The sequence below is a fragment of the Comamonas odontotermitis genome (assembly GCF_014207855.1).
Taxonomy (GTDB): Bacteria; Pseudomonadota; Gammaproteobacteria; order Burkholderiales; family Burkholderiaceae_C; genus Comamonas; species Comamonas odontotermitis_A.
In genome coordinates this window covers 66,681-87,397 of record NZ_JACHKZ010000018.1, presented here as the reverse complement: position 1 = coordinate 87,397, position 20,717 = coordinate 66,681, and the positions used below count along the sequence as shown (strand labels likewise).

At 60.9% G+C, this 20,717-nt stretch carries 17 protein-coding genes; 12 read left to right on the top strand and 5 right to left on the bottom strand.

Going from position 1 to position 20,717, the window contains the following annotated elements; translation table 11 throughout:
• Window positions 1-178 precede the first annotated feature (178 nt).
• The 5 genes from ugpQ to ugpB all read right to left on the bottom strand — a co-directional run bounded on the left by ugpQ (window position 179) and on the right by ugpB (window position 5,402).
• Window positions 179-952: a glycerophosphodiester phosphodiesterase gene (ugpQ, locus tag HNP33_RS14270; RefSeq protein ID WP_184709435.1), complete on the bottom strand. Its 774-nt coding sequence runs from the start codon at window positions 950-952 to the stop codon at window positions 179-181.
• A gap of 227 nt (window positions 953-1,179) precedes the next feature.
• Window positions 1,180-2,187 carry a sn-glycerol-3-phosphate import ATP-binding protein UgpC gene (locus tag HNP33_RS14265; protein WP_184709437.1) on the bottom strand — a complete coding sequence of 336 codons (1,008 nt, stop codon included), beginning with the start codon at window positions 2,185-2,187 and terminating at the stop codon, window positions 1,180-1,182.
• 51 nt (window positions 2,188-2,238) lie between these two features.
• The gene (gene ugpE / locus HNP33_RS14260) at window positions 2,239-3,090 is read right to left on the bottom strand and encodes a sn-glycerol-3-phosphate ABC transporter permease UgpE (RefSeq protein WP_184709439.1); all 852 of its coding nucleotides are present in this window, start codon (window positions 3,088-3,090) and stop codon (window positions 2,239-2,241) included.
• A 2-nt stretch (window positions 3,091-3,092) separates the two neighbouring features.
• Entirely contained in the window at window positions 3,093-3,974 is an 882-nt protein-coding gene (gene ugpA, locus HNP33_RS14255) for a sn-glycerol-3-phosphate ABC transporter permease UgpA (RefSeq protein WP_184709441.1), read from the bottom strand.
• Window positions 3,975-4,085: 111 nt separating this feature from the next.
• Complete coding sequence (gene ugpB / locus HNP33_RS14250) at window positions 4,086-5,402, bottom strand: sn-glycerol-3-phosphate ABC transporter substrate-binding protein UgpB (RefSeq protein ID WP_184709443.1); 1,317 nt, start codon at window positions 5,400-5,402, stop codon at window positions 4,086-4,088.
• A 471-nt stretch (window positions 5,403-5,873) separates the two neighbouring features.
• Here ugpB and HNP33_RS14245 point away from each other — a divergent pair, with 471 nt between their 5' ends.
• From HNP33_RS14245 to HNP33_RS14190, 12 genes are all read left to right on the top strand, one after another.
• A complete protein-coding gene (locus HNP33_RS14245) occupies window positions 5,874-9,785 on the top strand; it encodes a DUF3683 domain-containing protein (RefSeq protein ID WP_184709445.1) in 3,912 nt (1,303 codons plus the stop codon).
• Window positions 9,782-10,255 (top strand): HIT family protein, encoded by a 474-nt coding sequence (locus HNP33_RS14240; protein ID WP_184709447.1) that lies wholly within the window; start codon window positions 9,782-9,784, stop codon window positions 10,253-10,255. The genes HNP33_RS14245 and HNP33_RS14240 overlap by 4 nt, the downstream gene beginning before the upstream one ends.
• A gap of 92 nt (window positions 10,256-10,347) precedes the next feature.
• Window positions 10,348-10,767, top strand: coding sequence for a gamma-butyrobetaine hydroxylase-like domain-containing protein (locus tag HNP33_RS14235; protein WP_184709449.1), 420 nt, complete (start codon window positions 10,348-10,350; stop codon window positions 10,765-10,767).
• 215 nt (window positions 10,768-10,982) lie between these two features.
• Window positions 10,983-11,714 carry a bifunctional demethylmenaquinone methyltransferase/2-methoxy-6-polyprenyl-1,4-benzoquinol methylase UbiE gene (ubiE, locus tag HNP33_RS14230; protein WP_184709451.1) on the top strand — a complete coding sequence of 244 codons (732 nt, stop codon included), beginning with the start codon at window positions 10,983-10,985 and terminating at the stop codon, window positions 11,712-11,714.
• Between the two features lie 151 nt (window positions 11,715-11,865).
• Window positions 11,866-12,861 carry a Tim44 domain-containing protein gene (locus HNP33_RS14225; protein WP_184709453.1) on the top strand — a complete coding sequence of 332 codons (996 nt, stop codon included), beginning with the start codon at window positions 11,866-11,868 and terminating at the stop codon, window positions 12,859-12,861.
• Between the two features lie 78 nt (window positions 12,862-12,939).
• On the top strand, window positions 12,940-13,575 hold the full coding sequence (locus HNP33_RS14220; RefSeq protein WP_233464530.1) for a ubiquinone biosynthesis accessory factor UbiJ: 636 nt from the start codon (window positions 12,940-12,942) through the stop codon (window positions 13,573-13,575).
• Window positions 13,572-15,137 carry a ubiquinone biosynthesis regulatory protein kinase UbiB gene (gene ubiB / locus HNP33_RS14215; protein WP_184709455.1) on the top strand — a complete coding sequence of 522 codons (1,566 nt, stop codon included), beginning with the start codon at window positions 13,572-13,574 and terminating at the stop codon, window positions 15,135-15,137. The genes HNP33_RS14220 and ubiB overlap by 4 nt, the downstream gene beginning before the upstream one ends.
• 27 nt (window positions 15,138-15,164) lie before the next feature.
• Window positions 15,165-16,634: a sodium:solute symporter family protein gene (locus HNP33_RS14210; RefSeq protein WP_184709457.1), complete on the top strand. Its 1,470-nt coding sequence runs from the start codon at window positions 15,165-15,167 to the stop codon at window positions 16,632-16,634.
• 211 nt (window positions 16,635-16,845) lie between these two features.
• Window positions 16,846-17,154 (top strand): FmdB family zinc ribbon protein, encoded by a 309-nt coding sequence (locus HNP33_RS14205; protein ID WP_184709459.1) that lies wholly within the window; start codon window positions 16,846-16,848, stop codon window positions 17,152-17,154.
• Between the two features lie 15 nt (window positions 17,155-17,169).
• Window positions 17,170-17,808 carry a DUF502 domain-containing protein gene (locus HNP33_RS14200; protein WP_184709461.1) on the top strand — a complete coding sequence of 213 codons (639 nt, stop codon included), beginning with the start codon at window positions 17,170-17,172 and terminating at the stop codon, window positions 17,806-17,808.
• Between the two features lie 37 nt (window positions 17,809-17,845).
• Entirely contained in the window at window positions 17,846-19,654 is a 1,809-nt protein-coding gene (gene aspS / locus HNP33_RS14195) for an aspartate--tRNA ligase (RefSeq protein ID WP_184709463.1), read from the top strand.
• A gap of 132 nt (window positions 19,655-19,786) precedes the next feature.
• The gene (locus HNP33_RS14190) at window positions 19,787-20,653 is read left to right on the top strand and encodes a CsgG/HfaB family protein (protein WP_184709465.1); all 867 of its coding nucleotides are present in this window, start codon (window positions 19,787-19,789) and stop codon (window positions 20,651-20,653) included.
• Window positions 20,654-20,717 lie beyond the last annotated feature (64 nt).

The window sequence follows — 20,717 nt, the reverse complement described above, 5'->3', positions numbered from 1 at the left end:
ACCGAGCTGGGCACGCCCCAAACGGTGGCCGTGGCATAACTACGTCTGGGGTTTGGGGAGACTCAGTCTCAAACCGATTTATGCAACAAAGCCGCTACGGCTATTGCATTCAAAAGACGCCTTGCGCCGTGTCCCGATCCGCGTCCATCCCATTTGGCGAGGGTTTTGCAAAGGATCCCTAGAGTATCGGGCCATGCTGCGCAGGGCTGAACAGGTCCACGCGGTCGGTGATGATGCCGTCCGTGCCCAGATCGATCAGGCGCTGGGCGGCCCATTCGTCATTGACTGTGTAGCTGCTGCAATAGAGGCCTGCGGCGTGAACTTTGGCCACCAGCGCGGCGTTCCACAGCGCATGGTTCAGCACCAGGGCCTGACAGCCCAGTTCCACGGCCAGTTGCAGGTCGGCTTCGCCCGTGCCATCGGCAAACTTGTCCACCAGCAGACCCCGGGGGGTATGCGGCGCAATCTCGCGGGCGCCCCGCAGCGAATCGGGCTTGAACGAGGTGAAAAGCGGAGGCACTACGTTTGGGGGCCAGATGCGGTTCATCAGCGCGCCGGTGGCACGGCCGGTTTCCAGCTCCTGGCCGGGCGTGGGTTTGATCTCGACATTGAGGAAATGCTGGTTGGCCAGGCACCAGCGGGCCAGGGCCTCCAGTGTGGGGAGGTTCTCGCCCGCATGGCTGCGCGAATGCCAGCTGCCTGCGTCAAGCTGGGCCAGCTCGCCCATGCTCAATTCGCTGCCCGTGCCCTGGGCGTTGGTGGTGCGCTTGAGGTCGGCATCGTGCATCAGAAACAGCACTCCGTCGCTGCTGAGCTTGGCGTCGCACTCGAACATGCGGTAGCCGAACGAGGCGCCCAGGCGGAAAGCGCTCATGGTGTTTTCGGGCGCGAGCTTGCCAGCGCCGCGGTGGGCAATCCAGCGGGGGTAGGGCCAGTTGGTGGAGTGTGTCATGGCGTTCTCGAATACTATCAATTTGGTAGCTCCTGGCGCTTGAGGGGTAGGCGCCAAAGCCGTGTTTGACTATAGACCTTTGGAAAAAACAGCAACCGCAGTGCGTAAAAAAAGCGCCGCAAAGTATGAGTTTGGGCGCTTGTTGGAGCTTTTGGGAGGTGAGGCGGGCCGTGGTGATGGCTGTCCCAGAACAGGCCTGAGGCGCTGCACGCGGCCCCTGAATGTCTTTAGATACGCTTGCCGGTTTCAGCGTTGAACCAGTGCAGGCGGTCTTCGCGTGCCTGGATGTGCGCGGTTTCGCCGGGCTTGGGGTAGGCCTGGCCTTCTTCGACGCGCACGGTCAGGTCTTCGCTGCCCACCTTGCCGTACAGCAGTCGTTCTGCACCCAGCAGCTCGACGGTTTCCACCTGGAACTCCCAGCCGCCCGATGGCACCAGGTCGATGTGTTCAGGGCGGATACCCAGGATCTGACCGGCCTTGCCGCCAGGGGCGTTCTTGAGCAGGTTCATGGGGGGCGAGCCGATGAAACCAGCCACAAAGGTGGAGGCGGGGGTGTGGTAGACCTCTTCGGGCGTGCCGAACTGCTCTACATTGCCGCCGTTCATCACGATCATGCGTTGGGCCAAGGTCATGGCCTCGACCTGGTCGTGGGTCACGAACAGGCTGGTGATGCCCAGCTCGGCGTGCAGCTTCTGGATTTCGATGCGGGTCTGGCCGCGCAGCTTGGCATCCAGATTGGAGAGGGGCTCGTCAAACAAGAAGACCTGTGGCTGGCGCACGATGGCGCGGCCCATGGCCACACGCTGGCGCTGGCCACCCGACAGCTGGCGCGGCTTGCGGTCCAGCAGGTGGGAGAGCTCCAGGATCTTGGCGGCCTTGTCGACGCGGCGCTTGATCTCATCCTCGGGCACCTTGGCGAGCTTCAGGCCATAGGCCATGTTCTCGTAGTTGCTCATGTGTGGGTAGAGCGCGTAGTTCTGGAACACCATGGCGATGTTGCGCTTGGCGGGCTCCAGGTTGTTGACGACCTGGTCGCCGATCATCAGGTCGCCGCCGGTGATCTCTTCCAGGCCTGCGATCATGCGCAGCAGGGTCGATTTGCCGCAGCCCGAAGGGCCGACCAGCACGATGAATTCGCCGTCCTTGATTTCGGCGTTGACGCCGTGGATGACGGGCACGGCAGACTTGCCGCTGCCATAGCGTTTGATGATGTTCTTGAGAGAGATGGAAGCCATAACAGGGTTTTTTTCAATCGGTCAAAGATGGTGGATGGGCAAGACGGGGGATTACTTTTCGGTATCCACCAGGCCTTTGACAAACCACTTTTGCATCAGCATCACCACCAGGGTCGGTGGCAACATGGCGAGAATGGCCGTAGCCATCACGATGTTCCAGTCGATGGCGGCCTCACCGCTGCCACCAATCATGCTCTTGATACCTACCACCACGGGGTACATGTTTTCCGAAGTGGTCATCAAGACAGGCCACAAATACTGGTTCCAGCCATAGATGAACTGGATCACGAAGAGCGCCGCGATGGACGTTCTGGACAGGGGCACCAGAATGTCCTTGAAGAAGCGCATGGGGCCGGCGCCGTCAATGCGCGCCGCTTCCACGAGCTCATCGGGAACGCTCAGAAAGAACTGGCGGAACAGGAAGGTCGCGGTGGCAGAGGCGATCAGCGGCAGTGACAGGCCGGCGTAGCTGTTGAGCAGGCCCAGCTCGGCCACGACCTTGTACGTAGGCAGGATACGCACTTCAACGGGCAGCATCAGTGTCAGGAAGATCGCCCAGAAGCAGACCATCTTGAAGGGGAAGCGGAAGTAGACGATGGCGAATGCCGACAGCAGCGAAATCGCAATTTTGCCGACGGTAATGATCATTGCCACGACAAAACTCACCCACATCATGCGTACCACGTTGGTGTTGGAGCCCAGCTTGCCGGATCCAAACAGTGCCTCCTTGTAGTTTTCCCACATGTGGGTGCCGGGCAGCAGCGGCATGGGGGCCTGCACGATCTCGGAGGAGGTGTGCGTCGAAGCCACCAGCGCCAGATACAGCGGGAAGGCCACGAGCGCGACGCCGAGAATGAGCACGGCGTGCGAGAAGAAATTGAGCCAGGGATTGCGGTCCACCATGATCAGTACTGCACTTTCTTTTCAACGTAGCGGAACTGGATCACCGTCAGCACAACCACAATACACATCAGAATCACGGACTGCGCCGCCGAGCCGCCCAGGTCGAGCGCCTTGAAACCGTCCAGATACACCTTGTAGACCAGGATCGAGGTCGACTGGCCAGGGCCGCCGTGGGTGGCTGCATCGATGATGCCGAAGGTGTCAAAGAAGGCATAGACGATGTTGATCACCAGTAGGAAGAAGGTGGTGGGCGAGAGCAGCGGCAGCTGGATGTTCCAGAAGCGGCGCCATGGGCTCGCGCCATCGATCGAGGCGGCTTCGATCAGTGCCTTGGGAATGGACTGCAGGCCAGCCAGGAAGAACAGGAAGTTGTACGAGATCTGTTTCCACACCGAGGCCAGCACGATCAGCGCCATGGCTTGGTTTTCATTCATCAGATGGTTCCAGGTGTAGCCTAGCTTGCCCAGAAAATAGGAGATGACGCCAATCGAGGGCGAAAACATGAAAATCCACAGCACGCCAGCGATTACGGGTGCCACGGCGTAGGGGATGATGAGCAAGGTCTTGTAGACCATGGCGAAGCGCACGATGCGGTCCGCAAAAATGGCCAGTGCCAGCGAAGTGGTAATGCCGACGCCGGCTACCAGTACCGAGAAGAGGGCGGTGCGGTAGAACGAGTCCAGATAGGCGCCATCCGAAAAGAGTGTGCGGAAGTTGTCGAGACCGACCCATTCCGTACTCATGCCGAAAGCGTCTTCCATCTGGAACGACTGCAGCACTGCCTGCGCGGCGGGCCAGAAAAAGAAAATGCCGATGATCAGCAACTGCGGTGCAATCAGCACCCAGGGCAGCCACTTGGATCGGAAAAGGACGCGTTTTTCCATGATGGAGCTTAAAAACAAAAAAGCCGCCGGAGCGTTTTTCAGCGTCCGGAGGGCGGGTTCAGGCCTGCATCTGCCCTGCGTGAGCGGGGCAGATGCGAGTCCGTGAAAGGATTACTTCTTGTACGATTTCTCGAAGCGGGCGAGCAGCTCGTTGCCGCGGGTCACGATGGAGTCGAGCGCTTCCTTGCCGCTCTTCTTGCCAGCCCAGACCTGTTCGAGTTCTTCGTCCTCGATGGTACGGATCTGTACATAGTTGCCCAGGCGGATACCGCGCGAGTTGTCGGTCACCTTGCGGATCATCTGCGTCACGGCCGTGTCGGTGCCAGGGTTCTTCTGGTAGAAGCCGGACTTTTCGGTCAGGTCGTAGGCAGCCATGGTTACAGGCAGGTAGCCGGTGCGCTGGTGCGAAGCGGCCTGCACCTTGGTCTGCGACAGGAATTCGAAGAACTTGGCCACGCCCTTATAGCGCTCGGCAGACTTGCCAGCCATCACCCACAGCGAAGCGCCGCCGATCACGGTGTTCTGCGGTGCGCCCTTGACATCGGGGTAGTAAGGCAGGGTGGACAGGCCATAGGCGAACTTGGCGTTCTTGGCCACATCGCCATAGTAGCCCGACGAGGTCTGGATCATTGCGCATTCACCGGCGGTGAACGAAGCCTGCGAAATTGCGTTGCGGCCCTTGTAGACGAATTCACCAGCCTTGGCAGCGGCGGCCAGGTTGTCGATGTGCTTGATGTGCAGCGGAGAGTTGATCTTCAGGCGTGCCTTGTAGCCGTTGGCGCTCAGGCCGTTCTGCTCGGTCGCAAACTCGACGTTGTGCCAGGTGGAGAAGGATTCCAGCTGGGTCCAGCCTTGCCATGCCAGGGTCATGGGGCAGCTGTGGCCGCTTTCCTTGAGCTTCTTGGCTGCCGCAAACACTTCAGGCCAGGTGGCAGGGGCCTTGTCAGGGTTCAGGCCGGCCTTCTTGAAGGCGTCCTTGTTGTAATAGAAGATGGTGGTCGAGCTGTTGAAGGGGAAGCTCAGCATCTGGCCATTGGGGGCGGTGTAGTAACCAGCCACGGCGGGGATGTAGGCCTTGGGGTCGAACGACACGCTAGCGTCGGCCATCACCTTGCCCACGGGGACGGTAGCACCCTTGGATGCCATCATGGTGGCGGTACCCACTTCAAACACCTGCAGGATGTCTGGCGCATTGCCCGAACGGAAGGCCGCAATGGCGGCGGTCATCGATTCGTCGTACTGGCCCTTGTAGGTGGGAACGACCTTGTATTCCTTCTGGCTTTCGTTGAACTCCTTGGCCAGATCGTTGACCCACTCATTGTTCACGGCGGTCATGGAATGCCACCATTGGATCTCGGTGACTGCATGGGCGGACAGGCTGGTGGTGGCTGCGATACCGGCAGCGATGGCCAAACGCTTGAAGTGCATGAATGCTCCTGGGTTATGAAAAACGCTCAAAAACGAATCGTATGAGGCGTTTGTGAATGTTCTGTGACGTTGTGGCATATCGCCGTTGGTGAAGCAACTGGGGAAACCCGGTTGTACAGGCATACAGCGTCAACAAATACAAGACGTTACGATTGTAAGACAGGCTGTATTCTAGGTTGAAAGAAAAAATGTAACCACCCGGGAATTTGCCTAGTCCATCGTTGGGGCTGTCACACAAGGCGGTCAAACATCTGTGTTAGACACTTCCGGCGCCGATTAAATGCTCAAATTCGATCAAATGAGAAAAATAGAGAAAAATTCCTGTTGTTGGCGAAAGGCTTTGACGGCCAAGAACTGGAGCGACCTAACTGCTTTTGCAGGCTGCGGCCATGCGTAATTGCCCCATGTCATAAAATCGGTGCCCCCACTGCCAACTCCAGGGAGCCCCACGCTCCCATACAGGTTTCATCCATGAATGCACCGATTGCGCTGGCCAGCTTGCAAGCACAGGTCGACGGGCCAGCCCGTCTCCGCGAGATTCCCTATAACTACACCTCGTTCTCCGACCGTGAAATCGTGATTCGCCTTCTGGGTTTCGACGCATGGAACCTGTTGGGCCAGCTGCGCCAGGAGCGCAAGACGGGTCGCTCGGCCCGTATGCTCTATGAAGTGCTGGGCGATATCTGGGTGGTGCAGCGCAATCCCTACCTGCAGGACGATCTGCTGCACAACCCTGGCCGCCGCAAGCAGCTGGTGGAAGCCCTGCACCACCGCCTGGCCGAAGTGCAGAAACGCCGCGCGCCTGCAGAAGACGCCGCGCGCGATGCGCTGGTAGGGCAGCTGATTGAAGCGGCCCAGGTCGCAGTGTCTGAATTCGACACAACCCTGCAGGAAGCGACCGAGCTGCGCCGCAAGGTGCAGCGCGCCCTGGGGCGCATCACGGCCAAGGACAACATCAAGTTTGATGGCCTCTCGCGCGTGAGCCATGTGACCGATGCCACCGACTGGCGCGTGGAATACCCCTTTGTGGTGCTGACACCCGATGGCGAGGAAGAGATCGCCGGGCTCGTTCGGGCCTGTATCGAACTAGGCCTGACCATCGTGCCGCGCGGCGGCGGCACCGGCTATACGGGCGGAGCGATTCCGCTGACCTGGCGCAGCGCAGTCATCAATACCGAAAAGCTGGAAAAGATGACCGAAGTGGAGATGGTGTCTCTGCCCGGCGTGGATCATCCGGTGCCCACGGTCTGGTCGCAGGCTGGTGTGGTGACGCAGCGCGTGGCCGATGCGGCCGAGCGCGGCGGTTTTGTGTTTGCTGTCGACCCGACATCGATCGAGGCATCGTGCATTGGCGGCAACATCGCCATGAATGCGGGCGGCAAGAAGGCTGTTCTCTGGGGGACCGCGCTGGACAACCTGGCCAGCTGGCGCATGGTGACGCCTGACGCGCAGTGGCTGGAGGTGACGCGCCTGGACCACAACCTGGGCAAGATCCACGATGCCGAGATGGCCAGCTTCGAGCTGAAGTACCTTGATGCCGAGGGCAAGAAGCTGCTGCGCACGGAGCGCCTCGACATTCCAGGCTACAAGTTCCGCAAGGAAGGCCTGGGCAAGGATGTGACGGACAAGTTCCTCTCGGGCCTGCCGGGCGTGCAGAAGGAAGGCACGGACGGCCTGATCACCAGCGCGCGCTGGGTGGTACACCGCATGCCTGAGCACACCCGCACGGTGTGCCTGGAGTTCTTCGGCAATGCCAAGGATGCGGTGCCTTCGATCGTCGAGATCAAGGACTATATGTTTGCCGAGCAAAAGCGCTCGGGCGTGCTGCTTGCGGGGCTGGAACACCTGGATGACCGCTACCTGAAGGCTGTGGGCTATTCCACCAAGAGCAAGAAGCATGGCGGCCTGCCCAAGATGGTGCTGTTTGGCGACATCGTGGGCGACAACCCCGATGACGTGGCCCGCGTGACGAGCGAAGTGGTGCGCATTGCCAATTCGCGCAGTGGCGAGGGCTTCATCGCCATCAGCCCCGAGGCGCGCAAGAAATTCTGGCTGGATCGCAAGCGCACGGCGGCGATCAGCCGCCATACCAACGCATTCAAGATCAACGAAGACGTGGTGATTCCGCTGCCGCGCATGGCGGAATACACCGATGGCATCGAACGCATCAACATCGAGCTGTCGCTGCAGAACAAGATCAAGCTGTGCGACGAGTTGCACGCCTTTTTTGCCAATGGCCAACTGCCGCTGGGCAAGCAGGACGATGCCAGCGAGATTCCGTCGGCCGAACTGCTGGAAGACCGCGTGGCGCAGGCCCTGGCGCTGGTGACCGAGGTGCATGGCCGCTGGCAAGGCTGGCTGAACAACGTGGAAGGTCAGTTCCGCCTGCTGCAGGATCACACCTTGCGCGCCAGCTGGAAGACCGATCTGCGCGCGCCGCTGGCTGCGATCTTCACCGGCTCGGCCTACCAGCCGATCATGGACGAGGTGGTGGCCATTCACCAGCGCGTGCTCAAGGGCCGCGTGTTCGTGGCGCTGCACATGCACGCGGGGGATGGGAATGTGCACACCAACCTGCCCGTTAACAGCGATGACTACGAGATGCTCACCACGGCCCATGCAGCAGTGGCACGCATCATGGCCCTGGCGCGCAGCCTGGGCGGGGTGATCTCGGGCGAGCATGGCATTGGCATCACCAAGCTGGAGTTTCTGAGCGACGACGAGCTGCGCCCCTTTGCCGAGTACAAGGCAAAGATCGACCCGCACGGCCATTTCAACAAGGGCAAGCTGCTGCGGGCCGAAGAGCGCCGCCTGCTGCTGGAGCAGACGCACGAAGGCGACAAATCGCGCAAATCGCTGATGTATGCCGATCTGACCAATGCCTACACGCCGTCCTTTGGCCTGATGGGGCATGAGTCGCTCATCATGCAGCAAAGCCACATCGGCGCGATTGCCGATTCGGTCAAGGACTGCCTGCGCTGCGGCAAATGCAAGCCGGTGTGCGCTACCCATGTGCCGCGCGCCAATCTGCTGTATTCGCCACGCAACAAGATTCTGGCGACATCGTTGCTGGTGGAGGCATTCCTCTACGAGGAGCAGACGCGCCGTGGTGTGTCCATCCGCCATTGGCAGGAGTTTGAGGACGTGTCGGACCACTGCACGGTCTGCCACAAGTGCGCAACGCCATGCCCGGTCAAGATCGACTTTGGCGACGTGACCATGAACATGCGCAACCTGCTGCGCCAGATGGGCAAGAAGAGCTTTCGCCCTGGCAACAAGGTGGCGATGGCCATGCTCAATGCCACCAATCCCGACACCATCAAGCTGCTGCGCAAGACCATGGTGGGTGTGGGCTTCAAGGCCCAGCGGCTGGCCGTTGATGTGCTCAAGGGCCTGGGCAGGCGCCAGACCGCGCACCCGCCAGCGAGCGTGGGCACTGCGCCGATCAAGGAGCAGGTGATTCACTTCGTCAACAAGAAGCTGCCCGGCGGCTTGCCCAAGCAGACGGCGCGTGCCTTGCTCGACATCGAGAACAAGGATTACGTGCCCATCATCCGCGACCCGAAAACCACCAGTTCGGAAACCGAAGCAGTGTTCTACTTCCCCGGTTGCGGCTCGGAGCGCCTGTTCAGCCAGGTGGGCCTGGCCACGCAGGCCATGCTGTGGCACGCCGGTGTGCAGACCGTGCTGCCGCCGGGCTATCTGTGCTGCGGTTATCCACAGCGCGGCAGCGGCCAGTTCGACAAGGCCGAGAAGATGATCACCGACAACCGGGTGTTGTTCCACCGCGTGGCAACCACGCTGAACTACCTGGACATCAAGACCGTGGTGGTCAGCTGCGGTACCTGCTACGACCAGCTGCAGGGCTACCAATTCGACAAGATCTTCCCGGGCTGCCGCATCATCGACATCCATGAATACCTGCTGGAGAAGGGCGTGACCTTGCAGGGCAAGAGCGCGTACCTGTACCACGACCCCTGCCATACGCCGATGAAGCAGCAGGATCCGATGAAAACCGTAAAGGCGCTGGTGGGCGACAACGTCTTGAAAAGCGAGCGCTGCTGCGGCGAATCGGGCACGCTGGGTGTGACACGCCCTGATATCTCGACCCAGATTCGCTTCCGCAAGACCGAGGAAATCCGCAAGGGCGAAGCCCAGCTGCGCGATGCAGGCCAGGTGGACGCCAAGGACAACGTCAAGATTCTGACCAGCTGCCCGAGCTGCCTGCAGGGCTTGAACCGCTACCAGGACGATCTGCAGAATGGCCTGCTGGAGGCCGATTACATCGTCGTCGAGATGGCGCGCGAGATTCTGGGCGAAAACTGGATGCCCGAATACGTGCAGCGCGCCAACAACGGTGGCATCGAGCGGGTGCTGGTATGACGAACCCTGCCATCGAACCGAACCCCGGCTGCCCGCTGTGCCATGGCACAGGTGGCCGCCTGGTGTGGCAGGGCGCTCGCGCGGGTGGCGCCTTGCGTGTCATCCATGCGGAAGAAGCGGGTTTTCCTGCTTTTTATCGAGTGGTCTGGGCAGCACATGTGGCAGAGTTCTCCGATCTGCCCGACGCGCAGCGCCAATGGTGCATGGATGCCGTCGTGGCCGTGGAGCTGGCATTGCGCGCAATGACCCCCGCACCGCGCAAGATCAATGTGGCCGCGCTGGGCAATATGGTGCCGCATCTGCATTGGCATGTGATTGCTCGCTACAGCGACGACAGCCACTTTCCGGGCTCGGTGTGGGCTGCGGTGCAGCGTGAGCGCAACACTGCGCTGGAAGCTGAACTGACCGCGCAGCTGCCTGCCGCCGAGGCCCGCATGGTTGCTGCGCTTGAGCGCCTCATTGCGGCATAATTGCTATTGTTTTTGATGGCAATGCGCACGCCAGTTGTGTGCAAGAAGCTGTTTTATCCGCAGTGTGCGCTGCGGGGCTGTAAAGGAATCCCATGGCTGGCTTGAACCGCGATACCCCGACACCGACTGCGCTGACCGTGCATGGCGCCTCGCGCGTGCTGGAAGTGCAGTACGCCGATGGCGCTGCATTCAAGCTGCCGTTCGAGCTGCTGCGCGTGTATTCGCCCTCTGCCGAGGTGCAGGGCCACGGCCCCGGGCAGGAGGTGCTGCAGACCGGCAAGCGCGATGTGACCATCGTCGCCGTGGAGCCCGTGGGCAACTACGCCATCAAGCCCATTTTTTCGGACGGTCACGAAAGCGGCCTCTACAGCTGGCAGTATCTGTACGAGCTGGGCGAGCGCCAGAGCGAGCTGTGGCAAGGCTATCTGGACAAGCTGCAGGCAGCCGGTGTGAATCGTGACCAGCCCATGGCATCCAAGGCAGCGGGCGGGGGCTGCGGCCACCACCACTGACCGGAAAAAAACTGGCCTCTGCCCCAGGGCTGGCTGCTGTGCAGGCCTTGCGCTGCGCAGATCAGACGAAATATTTTGTATATAAAGCTATAAATTTGATAGCTTGCTACGCGCTTTGACTGTGCGCTGTGGCATCAAATGCCTTTGATTGCATACCCGCCCATATGGCGGGGTTTGTCAGAAGGGGCGTTGCAGAGCTTGCTAGCATTCGAACTATGAGTACCACCCACTTTGGATTTGAGACGGTTGATGAAAAGGACAAGGCGCGCAAAGTGCGCGGCGTGTTCGATTCGGTTGCGAGCAAGTACGACGTGATGAACGACCTGATGTCCGGTGGGCTGCACCGCATCTGGAAGCAGTACACCGTGATGGTCGCCAACCTCAAGGAAGGGCAGCGCGCGCTCGATATCGCAGGCGGTACCGGTGACCTGTCTCTGGCCTTTGCCAAGAAGGTGGGCAAGAGCGGCCAGGTGGTGCACACCGACATCAACGAAGCCATGCTGCGCGTCGGGCGTGACCGCCTGATCGACAAAGGCGTCCATCTGCCCACCATGGTGTGCGATGCCGAGGCGCTGCCTTTTCCCGACAACTACTTTGACGTGGTGAGCGTGGCTTTCGGCCTGCGCAACATGACGCACAAGGATGTGGCGCTCAAGGAAATGAACCGGGTGCTCAAGCCACGTGGCAAGCTCCTCGTGCTGGAGTTTTCCAAGGTGGCCAAGCCGCTGGAGAAGGCGTACGACTTGTATTCCTTCCAAGTGCTCCCACGTATCGGGCAGATGGTGGCGGGTGACGCCGACAGCTACCGGTATCTGGCCGAATCCATTCGCATGCACCCTGGCCAGAAGGAGCTCAAGGCCATGATGCAGCAGGCAGGTTTTGGGCATGTTGATTACCACAACATGACGGCGGGTATCACCGCCTTGCATGTAGGCATCAAGTGCTGACGATTTAAATCGCATGGCAGGTTGAAAAGACGGACGCGGCCCAGCGTCTGGCGCAATACAACACAACAGGCCAGTCATGCAAGCATGGGGCGTAACAGTGAAGAAGCCGGTACCGCAAGGTGCGCAGGCATTGAAAAAGAACGGAGCAAATATGATGAAACTGTGGTCAGTAGCCCTGGTGGTTCTGCTGGCGTTTGTGCACGTGGATGCCGATGCCAAGCGCATGGGTGGCGGCAAGTCCATGGGGCAGCAATCCAGCAATGTGACGCAGCGCCAGGCAACGCCCCCTCAGGCGCCAAGCCAGGCTGCCCCTGCCCAGCAGGCGCAGCGTCCCGCAACCCCGAATGCAGCCCCACAGGCGGCGCCCAAGAAGCCTTGGGGCGCAATGCTCGGTGGCCTGGCCGCAGGCCTGGGCCTGGCCTGGTTGGCGCACAGCCTGGGCTTTGGTGAAGCCTTTGCCAACATGCTGCTGGTCGGTCTGGCGATCATGGCGGTGCTGGCGATTGTCGGCTTCATCATGCGCAAGAAGAATGGCGCGGCTGCGCCCGTCAACAACAACTCGCCTTTTGCCTTCCAGGGCGCAGGCAGTGCCACTTCCGGGTCACCGGAGTCCGCTCCTGTTGCGCGTCAGTACAACCCCGAGAAGGTGGGCAATGATGCATCCGCCCGCCCCTGGGAGCAAGGCGCGGCGCCCGTGGCTGCGGCCGCAGGCGGCAGCATGATCGGCTCGGCCCTGGGTGGCTCGCAGAACTGGGGCGTGCCCGAAGGCTTTGATACACAAGGCTTTCTGGATGCGGCCAAGCGCAATTTCGTGACCTTGCAAGCGGCTTGGGACCGTGGCGATGTCCAGACCCTGCGCTCGATGATGACCGATACCATGTTGACGGAAGTCAAGGGTCAGCTGCAGGACCGTGAGCAGCACCGTGAAGGCGTGCAGCCCAACCAGACCGATGTCGTCATGCTCGAAGCCCAATTGCTGGGTATCGAGGACCTGGGCAACGCCTACATGGCCAGCGTCGAGTTCTCCGGCATGATCCGCGAAGAAGCGCATGCGGGCCCAAGCCCCTTCCGCGAAGTGTGGAACATGACCAAGCCCAAGGACGGCTCCAGCGGCTGGCTGGTCGCCGGTCTGCAAGCACTGCAGTAAGCGCTGTGTCATAAAACTCCATCGCCGTGCCCGTTAATCGGAGCCATGGGCGATCGAGTTGGGGAATAATTGGGGACTATGGCAACACAGTCCCCTTTTTCTTTTCCGGGCGGCATTTTTGCGCGCATTCTGGATTCGGCCCAACCACCTCAGTGGCTGGTGTCTGAGGTGCAACACCGTGTGGTGCTGTTCTTGAACCATGTGCTGATGCAGGAAAGCGTCGCCATGGAGCGCCTCACGCGCCAAAGCGGACGCGTGGTTCAGGTGCAGTGGCGCAGCATTCAACTGGCACTGCAGATCACGCCAGCCGGCCTGCTGGACCTGGCCGAGCCCGGGGTGACGCCCGACCTGCGCGTGCATGTGGTCGATGAATCGCCGCTTGCGCTGGCCCGTGATGTGCTACAGGGCGAAAAGCCCGCCATCCGCATTGACGGCGATGTGCAGTTTGCGGCCGAGATCCAGTGGCTGGTCGACCATGTCCGCTGGGATGTCGAAGAAGACCTGGCGCGCATCGTGGGCGATACGCCCGCGCACTGGCTGTCTTCCTTTGGCCAACGCATTGCAGCGGCACTGCGCCAGTTCGTCAATATGGGGGTGCGCACGGCAGACCGTTTTGGTGGCAACCGCTCCGGCCAGGCACAACCTCCCGCGCCACCCACGCCCCCGGGCTATGGCGCAGGCAGTGATTCTCCCAGCGAGCGCCAGCCCTCATGAAGCGTTTTCTCCGTGGCTTTACCATCCTGTGGGTGGTGTGGCGTTATGGGCTGGACGACATGGTGCTCTCCAGCTTCAACCATCCGTGGCTCAAGGGCATCACCCGGGTGCTGCGCCTGGGCCGCAAGTGGACGCAGCCGCGCGGCCAGCGCCTGCGTGAAGCGCTTGAGCAGCTCGGGCCCATCTTCGTCAAGTTTGGACAGGTACTCTCGACCCGGCGCGACCTGCTGCCACCCGATATTGCGGAAGAGCTGTCGCTGTTGCAGGACCGCGTGCCTTCGTTTGACCCGCGCATCGCAGTCGAGACCATCGAGCGCGCGTTCCGCAAGCCGATTGCCGAGGTGTTCGTCAGCTTTGAGGAAAAACCAGTTGCGAGCGCATCCATAGCCCAGGTGCACTTTGCCACCATCCGCACCCGCGCTGGCGAGCTGCGCGATGTAGCCGTGAAGGTGCTGCGGCCAGGCATGCTGCCGGTGATCGACAGCGACCTGGCGCTGATGCGCACCATGGCCGAGCTGGTGGAAAAGTTCTCTGCCGACGGCAAGCGCCTCAAGCCGCGTCAGGTGGTGGCAGAGTTTGACACCTACTTGCACGACGAACTCGATCTGATGCGCGAGGCATCGAACGCCGCCCAGTTGCGCCGCAATATGGAAGGGCTCGATCTGGTGCTGATCCCCGAGGTGTTCTGGGATTTCTGCCACCAGGAGGTGATGGTGATGGAGCGCATGAATGGTGTGCCCATCAACCAGGTCGAGACCTTGCGCGCTGCTGGCGTCGATATTCCGAAGCTGGCGCGCGACGGCGTGACCATCTTTTTCACCCAGGTGTTCCGCGACGGCTTTTTCCATGCCGACATGCACCCGGGCAATATCCAGGTGAGCCTGGAGCCCGAGAGCTTTGGCCGCTATATCTCGCTGGATTTTGGCATCGTCGGCACGCTGACGGAGTTCGACAAGGAGTACCTGGCGCAGAACTTCACGGCCTTCTTCCGCCGCGATTACAAGCGTGTGGCCGAGCTGCACATCGAAAGCGGCTGGGTGCCGCCCGACACGCGGGTGGACGAGCTGGAAGCGGCAATCCGCGCGGTGTGCGAACCGTACTTCGACCGCCCGCTCAAGGAGATTTCTCTGGGCATGGTGCTGATGCGCCTGTTCCAGACTTCGCGGCGTTTTCATGTTGAGATTCAGCCGCAGCTGGTGCTGCTGCAAAAAACCTTGCTCAACATCGAAGGCCTGGGCCGCCAGCTCGACCCGGATCTGGACCTGTGGAGCACGGCCAAGCCTTTCCTTGAAAAGTGGATGCTCGACCAGATGGGGCCGCAGCGCCTTTGGCGTGAGCTGAAAAGCCAGGCGCCGCGCTACGCCAAGCTGCTGCCGGACATGCCGCGCCTGGTGCACCAGTACCTGTCGCGCCAGGGCCGCGAGAACGACGAGACACTCAAGGAGCTGCTGGCGCAGCAGAAGTTGACCAACAAGCTGCTGCAGATCATTGTCAGCGGTGGTATCGGTTTTGTCCTGGGGCTGGTGGTGCTGCAGCTCCTGATTCGCGTTCGTATTTTTTGATCCTTTACGCTTTGCAGGAGTGACAACGTGCTGCTCTACATGGTGATTGCTTACCTTTTTGTAACCATTGGTGTGGGCCTGTGGGCTGCCAAACGGGTCAAGAACACGGCAGATTTTGCAGTCGCAGGGCGCCATCTGCCGCTGTTCATGATCATCACGACGACGTTTGCCACCTGGTTTGGTTCGGAAATCGTGCTCGGCGTGCCTGCCAAGTTCATCGAAGGCGGCCTGCGCAACGTGGTGGAAGACCCGTTTGGCGCGGGCACCTGCCTGATTCTGGTGGGCCTGTTCTTTGCCGCCAAGCTCTACCGCATGAACCTGCTGACCATCAGCGATTACTACCGCAAGCGCTACGGCCGATCGGTGGAGATCATTTGCTCGCTCATCATCATGCTCAGCTATCTGGGCTGGGTGTCGGCGCAGGTCACGGCGCTGGGGCTGGTGTTCAACCTGCTCTCGCATGGTGCAATCAGCACCTCGATGGGCATGGTGATCGGTGTGGTCTCCATCCTGGCCTATACCTTGTTTGGCGGCATGTGGTCGGTGGCGGTGACCGATTTTGTGCAGATGATCATTCTGGTCGTCGGCCTGATGGTGCTGGCCTTCTTTGCCTCCGACATGGCTGGCGGCGCTGGCAAGGTCATTGATTTGGCCACCAGCCGTGATCTGTTCAAGTTCTGGCCCGAGCCGACCTGGCACGACATCGTGTTTTTCTTTGCAGCGGCCATCACCATGATGCTGGGCTCGATCCCGCAGCAGGATGTGTTCCAGCGCGTGATGTCAGCCAACAGCGAGAAATCGGCCGTGCGCGGCACGGTGATCGGTGGCTCTGCCTACATCCTGTTTGCCTTTGTGCCCATGTTCCTGGTGGCCAGCGCGCTCATCATCATGCCCGAGGCAACGGCAAGCCTGCTCAAGGAAGATCCGCAGAAGGTGCTGCCCACCCTGGTGATGGAGAAGATGCCGTTTGTCATGCAGATCCTGTTCTTTGGCGCACTGCTGTCGGCTATCAAATCCTGCGCATCGGCAACCTTGCTCGCACCCAGCGTCACCTTTACCGAGAACATCTGGCGCCAGTTCCGCCCCCATGTGAGCGACCACGACAACCTGCGCACCATGCGCATCAGCGTGCTGGTGTTCAGCGCCTGTGTTCTGGCGTACTCGATCAAGATGGAAGGCACGCCGATCTACGAACTGGTATCGGGTGCCTACCAGGTGCCGCTGGTGGGTGCGTTTGTGCCGCTGACCATGGGCTTGTACTGGAAGCGCGCGACCACGCAAGGCGCCCTGCTGGCGGTGTTTCTGGGCATCGGCGTGTGGCTGGCGGGGCTCAATATGGCCTGGGGCAGCGCTTTCCCGGCGCAGCTGGCCGGTGTGCTGTCGGCTTTTGCTGGCATGCTGGCAGGCTCGCTCGCGCCGCAATGGGTGCGCAACCAGAAAACGGACGTGATTCCATTCGAGCCGGATACCCCGCCCGCTGGAGCCATGGCCCGCTGAGACAGGGCATGCCTTTATAAGAAGTGAGCAACTGGTGCGCATGTTTATCGAACTTCAAGCCGTTTCGAGAATGAAGTTCAATAAAGATAAACGCTTCCAGCTATCATTTTTAAAATCGTGCGTGCGAATCCCGAAAGGCCCGGCGGCCCGGGCTGGTTTGTGCAAGCCAGCCTATAATCAAGGGTTTCCCTTCGTTTTCTGACTTTGCGCGATGCCTATTTACGCCTACAAGTGCAGTGCCTGCGGATTTGCCAAGGATGTTTTGCAAAAAATATCGGATGCGCCGCTGACCGAATGCCCCGAATGCAAGCAAGCGAGCTTTTCCAAGCAGCTGACTGCGCCGGGCTTCCAGCTCAAGGGCACGGGCTGGTACGCCACCGATTTCAGCGGTAAGAAATCCAGCTCGGACGCGGGCGGAGCAAGCTCGTCCAGCGACAGCAAGGCTGCGCCCGCTGCAGCGCCTGCACCCGCCCCCGCGCCTGCTGCGGCACCCGCAACTTCAACCAGCTCTGCTGCTTAAGGATTCCTACTGCCCATGGCTGCACTGCGCAAATGGCTGTTGACCGGATTGCTGGTCGTTGTGCCCGGCGTGATCACGGTCTGGGTGCTCGGCTGGATCATCGGCACGCTCGACCAGACCCTGCAGATTCTGCCGGAGAGCTGGCAGCCAGACCGGGTACTGGGCTACCATGTGCCGGGTTTCGGCGTCGTGCTTACCCTGGCGATCCTGCTGCTGGTGGGGGGCATTGCCAGCAATTTTGTAGGCCGCAAGCTGGTGAGTTGGGGCGATGCCCTGGTCAGCCGCATACCGGTGGTGCGCTCGATCTATTCCAGCGTCAAACAGGTGTCCGACACGCTGTTTTCCGAAAGCGGCAATGCATTCCGTACCGCCGTCATGGTGCGGTGGCCGCATTCCGGCATGTGGACCATCGGCTTTGTGACCGGCGCGCCCGGCGGCGAGCTGGCTGCCCATCTGGCGGAAGTAGGTGCGCAGGAAGAATTTGTCAGCGTGTATGTGCCCACCACTCCCAACCCCACAGGCGGTTACCTGGTGATGGTGCGCAAAAGCGACTGCGTGGAACTGAATATGAGCGTGGATGCCGCGCTCAAATACATCGTGTCGATGGGTGTGGTGGCTCCTGCGGAGCAACGTCCCTCGATCTCCAAAAACTAAAGGACTAGAGCGCCCACAAGGCGCAGGAAGATTGGCTATGGCAATGCGTTCGCAATACTGCGGTCTGGTGACCGAGGCCCAGATGGGCGAAACCGTAACGCTGTGCGGCTGGGTGAACCGCCGCCGCGACCACGGTGGTGTGATCTTTATTGACCTGCGCGACCGCGAAGGCTATGTGCAGGTGGTCTGCGACCCGGATCGCGCCGACATGTTCAAGACCGCCGAAGGCGTGCGCAACGAGTTCTGCGTGCAGGTCAAGGGTGTGGTGCGTGCCCGTCCTGAAGGCACGACCAATGATTCCATCAAGAGCGGCAAGATCGAAGTGCTGTGCCACGAGCTGAATGTGCTCAACGCATCGGTCACGCCTCCGTTCCAGCTCGATGACGACAACCTGTCGGAAACCGTGCGCCTCACCAACCGCGTGCTGGATCTGCGCCGCCCGGTCATGCAGCGCAACATGATGCTGCGCTACAAGACCGCAATCCAGGTGCGCAACTTCCTCGACAAGGAAGGCTTCATCGACATCGAAACGCCGATGCTGGGCAAGTCCACGCCAGAAGGCGCCCGCGACTACCTGGTGCCTTCGCGCGTGCACGATGGCGAGTTCTACGCGCTGCCGCAATCGCCCCAGCTGTACAAGCAGATGCTGATGGTGGCCGGCTACGACCGTTACTACCAGATCACCAAGTGCTTCCGCGACGAAGACCTGCGCGCCGACCGCCAGCCAGAGTTCACGCAGATCGACTGCGAAACCTCGTTCCTGAATGAGGAAGAAATCCGCGCGATCTTCGAGCGCATGATCAAGGAAGTGTTCCAGACCCAGCTGGGCGTGGATCTGGGCGAATTCCCGATGATGACCTACCAGGACGCGGCTTTCCGCTTTGGCTCGGACAAGCCGGACCTGCGCGTCAAGCTGGAGTTCACCGAATTGACCGAAGTCATGAAGGACGTGGACTTCAAGGTGTTCTCTGGCGCTGCCAACATGAAGGGCGGCCGTGTGGTGGGCCTGCGCGTTCCTGGTGGCGCCCGCGAGCAGGGCGGCCTCTCGCGCGGTGAAATCGACGGCTACACCGAGTTCGTCAAAATCTACGGCGCCAAGGGCTTGGCCTACATCAAGGTCAACGAGCTGGCTAAGGGCCGTGATGGCCTGCAGTCGCCCATCGTCAAGAACATCCACGATGCAGCCATTGCCGAAATCCTCAAGCGTACTGGCGCGCAGGATGGCGACCTGATCTTCTTTGGTGCAGACAAGGAAAAGATCGTCAACGACGCCATTGGTGCGCTGCGCATCAAGATCGGCCACAGCGATTTCGGCAAGGCCGGTGGCCTGTTCGAGAACAAGTGGGCGCCGCTGTGGGTGGTGGATTTCCCGATGTTCGAGTACGACGAGGAAAACGACCGCTGGGCGGCTGTGCACCACCCCTTCACCAGCCCCAAGGAAGGCCACGCAGAATTCATGGCCACCGACCCTGGCAAGTGCATTGCCAAGGCCTACGACATGGTTTTGAACGGCTGGGAGCTGGGCGGCGGTTCGGTGCGTATCCACCGTGCCGACGTGCAGGCCAAGGTGTTTGAAGCCCTCAACATCACCCCCGAGCAGCAGCGTGCCAAGTTCGGCTACCTGCTGGATGCGCTGCAATATGGCGCGCCTCCGCACGGTGGCCTGGCGTTCGGCCTGGATCGCCTCATCACGCTGATGACAGGCTCCGAATCCATCCGTGACGTGATTGCTTTCCCCAAGACCCAGCGTGCCCAGGATCTGCTGACGCAAGCGCCTTCGGCCGTGGACGAAAAGCAGCTGCGCGAGTTGCACATCAAGCTGCGCAACCCGATTGCTGCACAGTAAGCGCTGGCTGGGCATCGGCTTTTGGGGCTGATGCATCTGGCAACGATAAGACGCCAAAGCCGCAAGGTTTTGGCGTTTTGCATTGAAAGCAAGGCTTTATGCTTGCGGGCTCATGATCTGGAGAGGCGAGGCATGCATCACACCAAGGCAGGCACGGTACGGGCGGCAATTGCCATTGCTGCGGCGCTGGCACTGGCGGCCTGCGGCGAAAAGAAGACCGAATTGGGCGAGGGCGGGTCGGAGATATCGGGCTCCGCCGGGCCTGCTGGCGGACAGAACGCCCATGCCAGCCTGGAGCGCTGCGACGCGCCGGTTGCCACCGTGGCCTTGCTGGAGAATCCGCGTGGCTATGTGATGCCCAGCGCTGCCAACCTGCCGCCCACACCGGTGCCGCTGGTGCGCCTGCTGATGCAGCAAAGCGGCTGCTTTCGGGTGGTGGACCGCGCGGGCGGCCTGCAAGGCACGATCCGCGAGGGCGAGTTGCAGGATGCGGGCGTGCTGCGCCCCAATGGCACGGTGGAAAAGCGCAAAGGTTACGAGGCGCAGTACACCATGGTGCCCAATCTCACCTTCAGCGAGCAGGATGCAGGGCGCGGTCTCGCGGGCATCATTGCGATGATTCCCATGCTGCGCGACATTGCAGGGCTGGCCGGTGTGGCGGAGCAGGTCAAGTTCAAGGAGGCGCAGACGGCGCTTTTTCTTACCGACAATGAAACCACGGAGCAGGTGGCTGCGGCCACGGGTTCGGCGCGGGCCACCGATCTGGGTGTGGGAGGCGTGGTACTGGGCCGACTGGGCGGCGGGGCTGGCGCTGGCTGGAGCAATACCAACGAAGGCAAGGTCATCGCTGCAGCGTTTCTCCATGCCCACAACCAGTTGGTGCAGCAGGTGCGCCTGTTGCAGGCCAAGGCGCTGCCGCCTCCGGTGGCGACGACGGGTGGCAATGGCCATGCCAATTCTGGTAAAAAAGGTGATTCGCGTACAGCAGACAATCGCTGATAGCTATCTTTTTTATAGAAGACAGGCCCGATACCGGGTGATGCAGGTTGCTGCAGCTGATTTT